Source organism: Pseudomonas sp. GW821-FHT02C04, assembly GCF_059421845.1.
On record NZ_JBWKVT010000009.1, the window covers coordinates 22545 to 35066 of the forward strand.

At 62.3% G+C, this 12522-nt stretch carries 13 protein-coding genes; 8 read left to right on the forward strand and 5 right to left on the reverse strand.

Annotation, left to right across the window (positions count from 1 at the left end; translation table 11 throughout):
- Positions 1 to 11: 11 nt before the first annotated feature.
- The 4 genes from AC07VV_RS25910 to AC07VV_RS25925 are packed head-to-tail and all read left to right on the forward strand — an operon-like array spanning position 12 to position 3486.
- A complete protein-coding gene (locus tag AC07VV_RS25910; protein ID WP_102620413.1) occupies positions 12 to 941 on the forward strand; it encodes a metal ABC transporter substrate-binding protein in 930 nt (309 codons plus the stop codon).
- The gene (locus AC07VV_RS25915) at positions 938 to 1681 is read left to right on the forward strand and encodes a metal ABC transporter ATP-binding protein (protein WP_495037870.1); all 744 of its coding nucleotides are present in this window, start codon (positions 938 to 940) and stop codon (positions 1679 to 1681) included. Before AC07VV_RS25910 ends, AC07VV_RS25915 begins: the two co-directional genes overlap by 4 nt.
- A complete protein-coding gene (locus AC07VV_RS25920) occupies positions 1681 to 2580 on the forward strand; it encodes a metal ABC transporter permease (RefSeq protein ID WP_096821123.1) in 900 nt (299 codons plus the stop codon). The genes AC07VV_RS25915 and AC07VV_RS25920 overlap by 1 nt, the downstream gene beginning before the upstream one ends.
- On the forward strand, positions 2581 to 3486 hold the full coding sequence (locus tag AC07VV_RS25925) for a metal ABC transporter substrate-binding protein (protein WP_495037871.1): 906 nt from the start codon (positions 2581 to 2583) through the stop codon (positions 3484 to 3486).
- Between the two features lie 113 nt (positions 3487 to 3599).
- Here AC07VV_RS25925 and AC07VV_RS25930 read toward each other — a convergent pair whose 3' ends face one another.
- The 5 genes from AC07VV_RS25930 to AC07VV_RS25950 all read right to left on the reverse strand — a co-directional run bounded on the left by AC07VV_RS25930 (position 3600) and on the right by AC07VV_RS25950 (position 8053).
- Positions 3600 to 3824: an MbtH family protein gene (locus tag AC07VV_RS25930; protein ID WP_096821121.1), complete on the reverse strand. Its 225-nt coding sequence runs from the start codon at positions 3822 to 3824 to the stop codon at positions 3600 to 3602.
- An 83-nt stretch (positions 3825 to 3907) separates the two neighbouring features.
- Complete coding sequence (locus tag AC07VV_RS25935; protein WP_495037872.1) at positions 3908 to 5320, reverse strand: aspartate aminotransferase family protein; 1413 nt, start codon at positions 5318 to 5320, stop codon at positions 3908 to 3910.
- A 143-nt stretch (positions 5321 to 5463) separates the two neighbouring features.
- The gene (locus AC07VV_RS25940) at positions 5464 to 5949 is read right to left on the reverse strand and encodes a GNAT family N-acetyltransferase (RefSeq protein ID WP_495037873.1); all 486 of its coding nucleotides are present in this window, start codon (positions 5947 to 5949) and stop codon (positions 5464 to 5466) included.
- A gap of 101 nt (positions 5950 to 6050) precedes the next feature.
- Positions 6051 to 7373, reverse strand: coding sequence for an ATP-binding protein (locus tag AC07VV_RS25945; protein ID WP_495037874.1), 1323 nt, complete (start codon positions 7371 to 7373; stop codon positions 6051 to 6053).
- A complete protein-coding gene (locus tag AC07VV_RS25950; protein ID WP_495037875.1) occupies positions 7373 to 8053 on the reverse strand; it encodes a response regulator in 681 nt (226 codons plus the stop codon). Before AC07VV_RS25950 ends, AC07VV_RS25945 begins: the two co-directional genes overlap by 1 nt.
- Before the next feature lie 302 nt (positions 8054 to 8355).
- Between AC07VV_RS25950 and AC07VV_RS25955 the strand changes: the two genes are divergently transcribed.
- The 4 genes from AC07VV_RS25955 (at position 8356) to dsbG (ending at position 12505) form a co-directional block, all read left to right on the forward strand.
- Positions 8356 to 9027, forward strand: a complete 672-nt coding sequence (locus tag AC07VV_RS25955) for a hypothetical protein (protein WP_495037876.1) — start codon at positions 8356 to 8358, stop codon at positions 9025 to 9027.
- 123 nt (positions 9028 to 9150) lie between these two features.
- Positions 9151 to 10884, forward strand: coding sequence for a protein-disulfide reductase DsbD (gene dsbD / locus AC07VV_RS25960; protein ID WP_495037877.1), 1734 nt, complete (start codon positions 9151 to 9153; stop codon positions 10882 to 10884).
- Positions 10884 to 11759 carry a TlpA family protein disulfide reductase gene (locus AC07VV_RS25965; RefSeq protein WP_495037878.1) on the forward strand — a complete coding sequence of 292 codons (876 nt, stop codon included), beginning with the start codon at positions 10884 to 10886 and terminating at the stop codon, positions 11757 to 11759. Before dsbD ends, AC07VV_RS25965 begins: the two co-directional genes overlap by 1 nt.
- Entirely contained in the window at positions 11735 to 12505 is a 771-nt protein-coding gene (dsbG, locus tag AC07VV_RS25970; protein ID WP_096821115.1) for a thiol:disulfide interchange protein DsbG, read from the forward strand. Before AC07VV_RS25965 ends, dsbG begins: the two co-directional genes overlap by 25 nt.
- Positions 12506 to 12522 lie beyond the last annotated feature (17 nt).

Genomic DNA, 12522 nt, shown 5'->3' on the forward strand with positions numbered 1-12522 from the left:
ACCGCTTGCCCATGCCTAGTTCATCTCAACGCCGCCCCTTCCTGCGCCTGCTGCTGATCGGCCTGTGCGCCTGCCTGCTGAGCCCGCTGGCCAGCGCCGATCCGGCCAAGCGCCTGCGCATCGGCATCACCCTGCACCCTTATTACAGCTACGTGGCGAACATCGTCGGCGACAAGGCCGATGTCGTGCCGCTGATTCCCGCCGGCTTCAACCCGCACGCCTACGAGCCCCGCGCCGAAGACATCAAGCGCATCAGCGGACTGGACGTGATCGTGCTCAACGGTGTCGGCCATGACGACTTCGCCGACCGCATGATCGCCGCCAGTGAGACGCCGAACATCAAGACCATCGAAGCCAACGAAAACGTGCCGCTGCTGGCCGCGACCGGGGTCGCGGCGCGCGGTGCCGGCAAAGTGGTGAACCCGCACACGTTCCTGTCGATCAGCGCCTCGATCGCCCAGGTCAACAACATCGCCCGGGAACTCGGCAAACTCGACCCGGACAACGCCAAGACCTACACCCAGAACGCCCGTGCCTACGGCAAACGCCTGCGGCAGATGCGCGCCGACGCCCTGGCCAAACTGACCCAGGCACCGAACGCCGAACTGCGGGTCGCCACAGTGCACGCGGCTTACGACTACCTGCTGCGCGAGTTTGGCCTGGAAGTGACGGCGGTGGTCGAGCCGGCCCACGGCATCGAACCAAGCCCGAGTCAGTTGAAGAAAACCATCGACCAACTGCGTGAACTGGACGTGAAAGTGATCTTCTCGGAGATGGATTTCCCGTCCACTTACGTCGAAACCATTCAACGCGAATCCGGTGTGAAGCTGTACCCGCTGTCGCACATTTCCTACGGCGAATACACCGCCGACAAGTACGAAAAGGAAATGACCGGCAACCTCAACACCGTGGTTCGGGCGATTCAGGAGTCCGGCGCATGACGGCTCAGGAAAACCTCTCAATCACCCGCAGTGGCCCGACGCTGGATTTCGCCGAGGTCAGCCTGACCCTCGGTCGCACGACGATTCTGGATAAGGTGACCTTCCAGGTACAGCCCGGCAGCGTGCACGCACTGGTGGGCCCCAACGGCGGCGGCAAGAGTTCGCTGATCAAGACCCTGCTCGGGCAGATGCCCCATCAGGGCCGGCTCAGCCTGCAATGGCCCGGCGAGCCCGGCACCATCGGCTATGTGCCGCAGGCGCTGGAGTTCGATCGGGGCCTGCCAATGACCGTCGATGATTTCATGGCTGCCATGTGCCAGCGCCGCCCGGCGTTTCTTGGCCTGAGCAAACGCTACGCCGGCGCCATCGGTGAGGCGCTGGAGCGGGTCGGCATGCAGGACAAACGCAAACGCCGGATGGGCGCGCTATCCGGCGGTGAGCGCCAGCGGGTACTGCTTGCTCAAGGACTGATCCCGGCCCCGCAATTGTTGGTGTTGGATGAACCGATGTCGGCCCTCGACGAAGCCGGGATCCAGGTGTTCGAACGCCTGCTCGGCGACTGGCGCGCGGCGGGCATCACCGTGCTGTGGATCGAACACGATCTGGAAGCCGTCGGGCGTCTGGCCAATCGCGTCACCGGCCTCAACCGCCGGGTGCTGTTCGACGCCACGCCGCAACAGGCCCTGACCCCGGAACGTCTGCTGACCCTGTTCTCGACCCATCCACGGAGCGCTGCCTGATGAGTTACGAAGCCTTTCGTTTGATGGTGCAGGGCTGGGCCACCTCCGGTTATCTGCCGGAAGCCCTGGCCTACGGTTTTGTGGTCAACGCGCTGCTCGCCGGCCTGTTGATCGGCCCGGTGCTCGGCGGCCTCGGCACACTGGTGGTGGTCAAGCGCTTCGCGTTTTTCTCCGAAGCGGTCGGCCACGCGGCACTGACCGGCGTGGCCATCGGCATTCTGCTCGGCGAACCCTACACCGGGCCGTACGGCAGCCTGTTCGGCTACTGCCTGCTGTTCGGCATTCTGCTCAATTACCTGCGCAACCGCACCGGCCTGGCCCCGGACACACTGATCGGCGTGTTCCTGTCGGTGTCCCTGGCGCTGGGTGCCAGCCTGCTGCTGATCCTGGCGGGCAAGATCAACGTACACATTCTGGAAAACGTGCTGTTCGGCTCGGTGCTGACGGTCAACGGCAATGATCTGGCGGTGCTGGCGATCGTCGGTTCGCTGGTGATGGCCCTGGCCTTGCCGCTGTACAACCGCATCATGCTCGCCAGTTTCAACCCGCAACTGGCGGCAGTGCGTGGTGTTGCCGTGAAGACCCTGGATTACCTGTTCGTGATTCTGGTGACGCTGATCACCGTCGCAGCGGTAAAAGTCATCGGCGCGATTCTGGTCGGCGCGCTGCTGGTGATTCCGGCAGCGGCGGCTCGTTTGCTCAGCCAGTCGCTCAAGGGCTTTTTCTGGTGTTCGGTGCTGATCGCCACGGTCAGCACGCTGTGCGGGATTCTCGCGCCCATCGTGTTCGACCTGCCGATTCCGTCCGGCGCCGCGATCATCCTTGTCGCCGGCATCGGTTTCGCCCTCGCCGCCATTGCCCGGGGTGTCGTCCCCAGCCTGAAAGGGAACCTTGGATAAATGTCTTTCTCACTGCGACAACTGACCCTGGCCATCGCCCTGTGCAGCGTGACCACGACCACCGTATTCGCCGCCGAAAGCGCCAAACCGCTGCGGGTGCTGGCCTCGTTGCCAATCACCTACGGTCTGGGCGAAGTGTTGCTCAAGGGCACCGACATCAGCCTCGAACGCGCAGCACCGGCAAATCTGCCGGGCAGCCGCCAGACCGCGTACTTCACCGGGCGCGGGGCTCCGGAGCTGAGCAAACTGGCCACCGGCGCCGATGCGGTGATCGGCGTGCGCTCGCTGTGGGCCGATGATCCGCTGTACCCGATCGCCCGACGCAGCAACATCCGCATCGTCGAAGTCGACGCCGCCCGCCCGGTGGACGGCGCCCTGCCCGGCATCGCCGTGCAGCCGGGGCTGAACGTCGATGGTTTGAACAGCCAGCCGTGGCTGGCCAGCAACAACATGGGGCGCATGGCCGACGTGATGGCGGCGGATCTGGTGCGCCTGGCGCCGAAGGACAAACCGAAGATCGAGGCCAATCTGGCGGCACTGAAACAGCGCCTGCTGAAGCTCAGCGCCGACAGCGAAGCGCGTCTGGCCAGTGCCGACAATCTGAGCGTGATGAGCCTGAGCGATCACTTCGGTTATCTGATCGGCAGCCTGAATCTGGAGTTGATCGGGCAGGATCCGCGACCGGATGCCGAATGGACACCGGAAGACCTGAAGAAATTGACTGCAACGCTCAAGGACAACGACGTGGCGGTGGTGCTGCACCATCGCCAGCCATCGGACGCGGTGAAAGCGGCGATTTCCGAGTCGGGCAGTCATCTGCTGGTGCTGAGCACCGATGCGGCGGATCCGGTGGCGGAACTGGAAGGGAATGTGGATGCACTGCTCAAGGGCTTGAGCGGCGCCTGAGGAGAGGTGATCGTTCCCACGCTATGCGTGGGCACGATCAAACGACAATCCTCCGGACATGAAAAAACCCGCTGACTGTTTCCAGTCCAGCGGGTTTCTTTTTGGCCGGTGACTTACTGTGCAGCCGCTTGCGCGTCCATCTTCTGGCGCAGGCTCAGCGGACGCATGTCAGTCCAGGTTTCTTCGATGTAGGCCAGGCATTCCTTCTTCAGGCCGCTCTTGCCCACGGTGCGCCAGCCTTCCGGGATGGCCTTGTAATCCGGCCAGATCGAGTACTGCTCTTCGTGGTTGACCACGACCTGAAAGAGGATGTCCTCGCGGTCGAATACTGACGTCATGCTGTGTCTCCATCGTTGTAGGGGTGGGCTGCACGGCGGGTGCAGCCGGGTATGTAGAAGGAACGTTCGGCGCGGCGAAAAATTTACAGGGCAGCGGTCGCAGCGCTCAACGCACGGCCGAAGATCTCGGCGACGCGGTCGATTTCAGCGGCGGTGATCACCAGCGGCGGCAGGAACCGCACCACCGCGCCATGGCGCCCGCCCAACTCCAGAATCAGGCCACGCTTAAGGCATTCGCGCTGTACCAGCGGCGCCAGACGTGCGAAGGCCGGTGGATGGCCCAGCGCGTCCGGCGCGCCGTTCGGATCGACCAGTTCGACGCCGAGCATCAGGCCACGACCACGAATGTCGCCCAGTTGCGGGAAGTCACGCTGCAGGATGTGCAGGTGCTCGCTCAGGCGTTCGCCCATGGCGGCGGCGTGTTCGCAGACCTTGTGCTCGACCAGGTAACGCATCACCGCGGAACCGGCGGCCATCGCCATCTGGTTGCCACGGAAGGTGCCGGCATGAGCGCCCGGCTGCCAGGTGTCGAGCCAGTCGCGGTAAACCACCACCGCCAGCGGCAGGCTGCCGCCGATGGCTTTGGATAGCACGACCACGTCCGGGGTGATGCCGGCGTGCTCGAAGGCAAACATCTTGCCGGTGCGGGCGAAACCGCTCTGGATCTCGTCGACGATCAGTGCAACACCCGCCTTTTCGGTGATGCGACGCAGACCGCGCAGCCACTCGATGTCCGCCGGAATCACACCGCCCTCGCCCTGCACCGCCTCGACGATCACCGCCGCCGGCAATTGCACACCGGCCTCCGGGTCGTTGAGCAGGTTTTCCAGGTAACTCAGGTTGGCCTTCACGCCCGCCGCACCACCGATGCCGAACGGGCAACGGTAGTTATACGGGAACGGCATGAATTGCACGCCATTGCTGAGCAGCGCACCCAGCGGCTTTTTCGGCCCCAGGCTGCCCATCAGGCTCAACGCGCCCTGGCTCATGCCGTGGTAACCGCCGGAGAACGACAGCACAGTGCTGCGCCCGGTGGCGGTGCGCACCAGTTTCAGCGCGGCTTCCACCGCGTCGGTGCCGGTCGGGCCGCAGAACTGAATTTTCGCTTCCTTGGCCAACCCAGGCGGCAGCAACCCGAACAGATCCTGAACGAATTGATCCTTCACCGGTGTGGTCAGGTCGAGGGTGTGCAGCGGCAACTCATCGGCCAGCACCTGCTGGATCGCCTCGATCACCACCGGGTGGTTGTGCCCCAGCGCCAGGGTGCCGGCACCGGCCAGGCAATCGATGAAGGTGCGGCCTTCAACGTCTTCGACATACAGCCCCTTGGCACGCTTCAGCGCCAGGGGAATGCGCCGCGGGTAGCTGCGGGCATTGGATTCCTGCTGGCTCTGGCGGGCCAGCAGCGGCGATTCATTGAACTGATACAGCGTTTCCGCCGGCGCGGAGGCGATCCGGGCCGACGACTCTTCGATAAGGCTGGTGGCGACTGACATCTCTCGACCCCTCAATTCGCTATGGATAGTGACCAAAACTGCACACCGCACAGGTGCGCGTTCCGGTCGCGGGGCGCACATGCAGGTTTTCCTGTTCTGGAAACGCACCAGACCCTCAAGGATTTACACCCTTGAGCGAGTTGTCATGCCGACAGCGGCAGCGACTTGTGCATCGGCAGGCTGCGCATGCCGTGGCGAATGAGCGGCGGCGCCGATTCGCGATACCCCAGACGCCGATAAAAGGCTTCACCGGTGCGGGTGCTGGTAAGCACGGAACGGGCGCTGCCGCGAGTCAGCAGCCAGCCTTCAAGGTCAGTCATCAGCGCCCGGCCAACGCCCCGGCGAAACCATTCCGGCTGCACATGACAAAGGGTGACGTCGCCGTCGGCCAGCGCCATGCCGACGCCCACCGGTCGGCCTTGCATCAGGGCGATGTTCAGATAGCGCTGCGGATCAGCGAGCCAGGTGCTGATGTGTTCCGGCGATTGCTGGCGGATCCAGACATCGACAAGGTGGGGGTCGTTACGATGGTCAAGTGCGCAACCGACGCGAATCGAACGCTCGATGATGCGGCTGATGATGCCGGCATCGGCCGGGGTGGCCGGGCAAATGTAGATGGATGCATCCATGGCGCTGTTTCCCTCAATCCATTGAGTCAAAGGCTGGGGCGACAATAGCGTCGTGGCCGGCCGATGACCAATGGAGAGAGGTTACATTTGATGTGCCGGGCTCAGGCCGGTTGCAGCGGCATGGTCAACTCGACCCGCAAGCCATCCGGGCGACTGTCGAAATGCAGGGTGCAGGCACAGCGCTGAACAATCGCCTGGACAATCGCCAACCCCAGCCCGCAGCCGGTGCTCTGGCCGTTGCGCCAGAAGCGTTGGGTCAGGTGTTGCAGATCGTCCGGCGCAATCCCCGGCCCATGGTCGCGCACGACGAAGCGCACACGGTTGCCGGTGGTTTCCAGGGTCAGCTCCACGGCGCCTTCCGTCGGGGTATGGCGCAGGGCGTTATCGAGCAGGTTGCGCAAGGCCGCAATCGACAACACCGCCGGCATTTGCAGGGGCGCCTTGGACAGCTGCTCAGGCAGATGCAGTTTGATCCGCTGCCGCTCATCGCTGGCAGAGTCCTGAATCGCCAGTTTCGCCACTTGCTCGGCGCTGCACTGCACGCCGTCGTCGAACGACAGACTGCCCTCGACCCGGGCCAGCAACAGCAATTGCTCCAGGGTGCGATGCAAACGGTCGGCGCCCTCCTCGGCCCGGGCCAGGGACTGATCGCGGGCACTGCCTTCGGTCATGCGCGCCACTTGCAGGTGGGTCTTGATCGCCGTCAGCGGGCTGCGCAGTTCATGGGCGGCGTCACCGGTCAGGCGACGCTCGCGCTCGATGGTCTTGCCGATGCGCTGGAACAGCTGATTCTGGGTCTCGAGCAAGGGTTTCAGTTCGCTGGGGAATGATTGCAACTGCAACGGTTCGAGCGAGTCGGCATTGCGGCGCATCAAAGCTTCGCGCAAGCGATTGAGCGGCGCCAGCCCCTGACCGATCCCCAGCCACAGCAGGCACAGGCAGCCAAGCAACGCCACACCCACCGGTACCGAGGCTGCCAGCAGGATCGACATGTTCAGGGCTTCACGTTCGATCACCCGGTCGGCGGTGGTGATACGCACATCGCCCCGGGCCAGGGTGAACGTGCGCCACGGTGCGCCGTCGATCATCTGGTCATGGAAGCCCATTTTCCGGGCTTCCAGTGCCTGTTCCGGATTGTTGTGGCTGCGGGCGAGGATTTCGCCGCGCAACGAGCTGACCTGACAGGCCATCCCGCCAGGAATGTTCAGTTGTTCGGCGCTGAAGTGAGTGCCCTCGCCCTTGCTCGGAATCGCCGGCAATTGCTCCAGCAACCCGGCGACCATCCGCGCCGAAGCCACCAGCCGCTGGTCGAGGGAAAACATCATCTGGTTGCGCAGGTCGCTGAGCATCCAGGCCGCCGCCAGGGCCCAGATCAGCGCGAATGCGGCGCCGAGGGTCAGGCTCAGGCGCAGGCGCAAACTCATCACTTGTCGGTTTCTCCACCATCGGCCGGGCCCAGGCGATAACCCAGTCCTCGCACGGTTTCAACGATGCCCTTGCCGAGTTTGCTGCGCAGGTGGTGGATGTGCACGTTGAGCGCGTTGCTTTCCAGTTCATCGTTGAACCCGTAGACGCTGTCCTTCAATTGCTCAGTGGACAGCACCCGGCCACGGTTGTGCAGCAAGGCTTGCAGCAGGGATTGTTCGCGACGGGACAGGTCCACCGAACGGCCCGCCAGGGTGGTTTCGCGGCTGCTCGGGTCGTAGGTCAGCGCGCCGTGCTCGATCAGGTTGACACTGCGTCCGGCCACCCGACGCAGCAGGGTTTGCAGACGAGCGAACAGTTCGCGCAAATCGAAAGGCTTGAGCAGGTAGTCGTCGGCGCCGGACTGCAAACCGTCGACCCGGTCGGTGACCGAATCCCGCGCAGTGAGGATCAGCACCGGAATTTCCAGGCCTTGCTGACGCAGTTGCTGCAGCAGCTTGAGACCATCTTCGTCCGGCAAACCGAGGTCGAGCACCATCACGTCGAATTCGGCGACCTTGAGGATCGCCCGCGCCTTGGAGGCGGTGTTGACGTGTTCGACCGTCAAGCCCTGGGCCGTCAGCCCGGCGACGATGCCACTGGCGATCAACTCATCGTCTTCGCAAACCAGTACGTGCATGGGAGCTCCATGAGAAAAAACGTGATTCAAGCAGCAGAGGATTAAGCGGCAATTATGGGCATTGCCCGCTCCAAGGAAAAGCACGATCCCGATGTACACGATTACGGTCGATGTCTTTCTCAACGCAGACCACCGCACCGGCAACTAAAAACCAACAAACGACAACTTAACAACTTCCAACCGAAACAAACAGCAATCACAAAAACAGTGCATGACCGTTATTTATCGCGATAGCCTTCAACCGCAGAACATATAAACACCACACCAACTAACTAACCACCAATCATCAAAGGAAACATCACATGTCCAAACTTAACAACTTTGTCGCCATCGACTGGCGCTCCGGTCCTGACCGGATTTATTTCTTCTTTAAAAATACCGATACTTTTTCCTGCTACAACAATGGCGACGAGAAAGTACCAGACGATTATCCGAAACCGATCAAGGGCCATTGGGAAGGGTTCGATGCCTACGCCAAGAACCTGCGCTTCGGATTCACCCAGACACAGGCAGGCGACAAGGATATAGTCTGGTTGTTCTTCTACAACGGTGATCGCCCATTGGTTTGTGCTTATAACCAGGATACTGGAAAGGCTGATGCGTTTTACAATCTCTCCAACTCTCTATGGACGCCAATCCTGCCCTACTTCGACAAAATTGTTGCCGGCACCTGGCTGGAAGCCATCGGGCACAAGTATCTATTCCGTTTCCTGTTGAATGACGGAACTCACCTTACGCTGGATACTTCAAAGCGACAAATAAGTCACCATCCAACAGCTGTACTGCCCGGACTTGAACCTTACAAGCATCGCCTTATCACTGCAGCTCAAATTGATCCCACCTTTAGCGATAACCTCTGGTACATTTTCCTGACTGATGACCAGTTCGTGGTTTACAACATGCAAAAAGGCCGGGTAGAGGGCGGTGCGCGCAACGTTGGCGGTACTTTCCCCGGGTTAACGCGGGGTCTCTAATAGCCTCATCCGCTTGCAATGCTGCGGAGTCTCGCAGGTTCGGTGCATGGATACGCCTGGTTAATCATCGGTTAATCGCTGCTCACTACTGTGGCCCAACTTGCACAGGGACAAGGCTCCTCCATGCGTCATATTTTTTTATTGTTTGCACTGTTGATTTCGGGTCTGGCCCAGGCAGGGAACGATCCCTTTGCGACAAAACCGGAATTTCTCCCGGTCGACAAGGCCTTCGTCCTGACGTCCGAACGTCTGGATTCCGGCGAAACCCAACTGTTCTGGCAGATCGCCGACGGTTACTACCTGTATCAGAAACGCCTGAAATTCGATGGGCTGGCGGCGGAAAACGCGCCTTCGCTGCCCGAGGGCGAATCCCACAGTGACGAGTATTTCGGTGAGCAACCGGTCTACCGACAGGGCCTCGAACTGAAGATCCCGGCGGCAGCCAAAGGCCAGATCAAGGTCAGTTATCAGGGCTGCGCCGATGCCGGCCTGTGCTATCCACCGCAGACTCGTGTGATCGACCTGGGTGGCAAAGCGGCCGCTGCAGCGACGGATGAGGCGCAGGATCAAGCACTGGCCAGCGGCCTGCAACAGCACTCGCTGGGCTGGAGTTTGCTGGTGTTCTTCGGTCTTGGCCTGCTGCTGGCCTTTGCGCCGTGCTCGTTGCCGATGTTGCCGATTCTGGCGGGCATGGTAGTTGGCAGCGGGGCGACGCCACGGCGCGGTTTCGCGCTGGCCAGCAGTTATGTGATTTGCATGGCGCTGGTGTATGCGGCAATGGGCGTCATCGCGGCCATGCTGGGCGCGAACCTTCAGGCGTGGTTGCAAAACCCGTGGCTGCTAGGCACTTTCGCAGTCGTATTTGTGATCCTCGCGCTGCCGATGTTCGGCTTCTTTGAACTGCAATTGCCGGTCGCACTGCGCGATCGACTGGAGCACGCCTCGCGCAGTCGCAGCGGCGGCAGCCTGGTTGGCGCCGGTGTGTTGGGCGCGTTGTCCGGCCTGTTGGTCGGGCCGTGCATGACCGCACCGCTGGCCGGTGCTCTGCTCTACATCGCGCAAAGCGGCAATGCGCTGCACGGTGGCTTGATCCTGTTTGCCCTCGGTATCGGCATCGGCATCCCGCTGTTGGTGCTGGTGACGGTCGGTAATCGTTTCCTGCCGAAACCCGGCGCGTGGATGAACCTGCTCAAAGGCATATTCGGTTTCCTGTTCCTCGGCACGGCGGTGCTGATGCTGCGTCCGGTGCTGGACTCGTCGCTGTGGCTTGCGCTGTGCGGCGCGCTGCTGCTGATCGCGGCCTACAGCGCCTGGAAACAGTCCGAAGGCTTCGGCCGTGTCGCCCAGTTGTTCGGTGCCAGCTCGCTTTTGCTGGGTCTGTGGGGCAGTTTGCTGGTCGTGGGTGCAGCGGGCGGCAGCGATGATCCGTTCCAGCCGTTGCAGGTCTACAGCGCCGGACGCACCGGCACAGTTGCACCCAACGGTCACGAAGCATTCATTACGATCAAGGACCCAGCCGCCCTGCAGCGCGAACTCGACACCGCCAAGGCTCAGGGCCAATGGGTGCTGCTCGATTACTACGCCGACTGGTGCACGTCGTGCAAAGTCATGGAGAAAAAGGTATTTGGCCAGGCGCGGGTAATGCAGGCCCTGAGCGAAGTGCGTTTGCTGCGCCTCGACGTCACTGATGACAATGCCGCCAGCCGCGAACTGCTCGGCCGCTACAAAGTGCCAGGGCCACCGAGTTTTGTGTGGATCGGTACCGACGGTGAAGAGCGCCGCAGCCAGCGCATCACCGGCGAGGTCGATGCCGACACCTTCCTGCAACACTGGACCACCACCCGAGACGCCCGTTAATGCTGACCTTCACCCTCGGCACCTTTGCCATTGCGCTTAACCACCTGTTGCTGATCAGCGCCCTGGCGCTGGCGACCTTCGTCGGCTGGCGGGTGGCCAAGCGCGGTGGCGATAACCCCGAGTCGGCGCTGTTCAGCCTGTTCCTGGTCGGGATGCTCGCGGCGCGCGTCGCGTTTGTTGCCGTGTACTGGGGACATTACCGCAACGATCCGTGGCAGATCATCGACCTGCGCGACGGTGGTTTTCTCGCCTGGCCTGGGGTGATCGTATTGCTGCTGGCAGCGCTGTATCGCGGCTGGCGGCGGCCGGGTTTGCGTCGACCGTTGGGGTTCGGTGTTGTCAGTGGCGTGGCATTCTGGTTGCTGGCCACCCTGTCGCTGAGCCTCTACGAACAAGGCACACGTCTGCCGGACATCACCCTGCGCAACGCCGCCGGGGAAACCGTGAAACTCGCCGACTATCAGGGCGGCCCGCTGGTGATCAACCTGTGGGCCACCTGGTGCCCGCCATGCCGCCGGGAAATGCCGGTGCTGGAAAACGCCCAGCAGCAACGCCCGGACCTGACGTTCCTGTTCGTCAATCAGGCCGAAAGCATGCAAAGCGTCGCGACCTTCCTCGAGACCCAGGGCCTGAGCCTGAACAACGTGCTGTTCGACCGTAGCGGTCATCTGGGCCAGGCCGTGGGTTCCATGGCATTGCCGACTACGCTGTTCTACAGCCCCGACGGTCAATTGCTGGCCAGTCATCTGGGCGAGTTGTCGAACGCCAGTCTGGCTCGTGCCCTGGAAAACTTCGACATCCCCAATCCGAATACGAACGCCGCACCGGCCACCTCTGCAAGGAAACTGCCATGCCCCGCCTCCGCCACCTGCTGACGCTGACTCTGGGCGCTGCCCTGCTGCACTTGCCGTCGGTGCAGGCCGCTGAAGAATTGCCTGACGCGATCAAGAAGATCGAAGCCAAGGGCGCAAAAATCGTCGGCCAGTTCGACGCGCCCGACGGCCTGCGTGGCTACGCCGCGCAATACCAGAACCGGGGCATGGCGCTGTACCTGACGCCGGACGGCAAGCACGTGTTGTTGGGCAACCTGTACGACGCCGACGGCAACGACCTGAGCAGCGCACCGCTGCAAAAACTGGTCTACGCGCCGATGGCCAAGGAAGTCTGGGCCAAGTTCGAAGCCAGCAACTGGATTCAGGACGGCAACAAGGATGCACCGCGTACGGTGTACCTGTTCAGCGACCCGAACTGCCCGTACTGCAACATGTTCTGGGAACAGGCCCGCCCATGGGTCAAGGCCGGCAAGGTGCAGTTGCGCCACATCATGGTCGGCATCATCCGCGAAGACAGCCCGGCCAAATCCGCCGCGCTGCTGGCCGCCAAAGACCCGGCCAAGGCCCTGGAAGAACACGAAAAGGCCGGCACAGCCAGCACGCTCAAGGCCTTGAAGAACATTCCGGCCGCCGTGCAGACCAAACTCGCAGCGAACATGCAGTTGATGGAGGACCTGGAATTACAGGCCACCCCGGCGATCTTCTATATGGACGACAAGGGTGAGCTGCAACAACAGCAAGGCGCGCCGACGCCGGACAAGCTGGCGAAGATTCTCGGGCCGAAGTAACGATTGGCGGCTCCGGC

Excerpts from the sequence above, each read along its gene's own strand:
- AC07VV_RS25910 (WP_102620413.1), top strand. The coding sequence starts at position 12 with ATGCCTAGTTCATCTCAACGCCGCCCCTTCCTGCGCCTGCTGCTGATC.
- AC07VV_RS25915 (WP_495037870.1), top strand. The coding sequence starts at position 938 with ATGACGGCTCAGGAAAACCTCTCAATCACCCGCAGTGGCCCGACGCTG.
- AC07VV_RS25920 (WP_096821123.1), top strand. The coding sequence starts at position 1,681 with ATGAGTTACGAAGCCTTTCGTTTGATGGTGCAGGGCTGGGCCACCTCC.
- AC07VV_RS25925 (WP_495037871.1), top strand. The coding sequence starts at position 2,581 with ATGTCTTTCTCACTGCGACAACTGACCCTGGCCATCGCCCTGTGCAGC.
- AC07VV_RS25930 (WP_096821121.1), bottom strand. The coding sequence starts at position 3,824 with ATGACGTCAGTATTCGACCGCGAGGACATCCTCTTTCAGGTCGTGGTC.
- AC07VV_RS25935 (WP_495037872.1), bottom strand. The coding sequence starts at position 5,320 with ATGTCAGTCGCCACCAGCCTTATCGAAGAGTCGTCGGCCCGGATCGCC.
- AC07VV_RS25940 (WP_495037873.1), bottom strand. The coding sequence starts at position 5,949 with ATGGATGCATCCATCTACATTTGCCCGGCCACCCCGGCCGATGCCGGC.
- AC07VV_RS25945 (WP_495037874.1), bottom strand. The coding sequence starts at position 7,373 with ATGAGTTTGCGCCTGCGCCTGAGCCTGACCCTCGGCGCCGCATTCGCG.
- AC07VV_RS25950 (WP_495037875.1), bottom strand. The coding sequence starts at position 8,053 with ATGCACGTACTGGTTTGCGAAGACGATGAGTTGATCGCCAGTGGCATC.
- AC07VV_RS25955 (WP_495037876.1), top strand. The coding sequence starts at position 8,356 with ATGTCCAAACTTAACAACTTTGTCGCCATCGACTGGCGCTCCGGTCCT.
- dsbD (WP_495037877.1), top strand. The coding sequence starts at position 9,151 with ATGCGTCATATTTTTTTATTGTTTGCACTGTTGATTTCGGGTCTGGCC.
- AC07VV_RS25965 (WP_495037878.1), top strand. The coding sequence starts at position 10,884 with ATGCTGACCTTCACCCTCGGCACCTTTGCCATTGCGCTTAACCACCTG.
- dsbG (WP_096821115.1), top strand. The coding sequence starts at position 11,735 with ATGCCCCGCCTCCGCCACCTGCTGACGCTGACTCTGGGCGCTGCCCTG.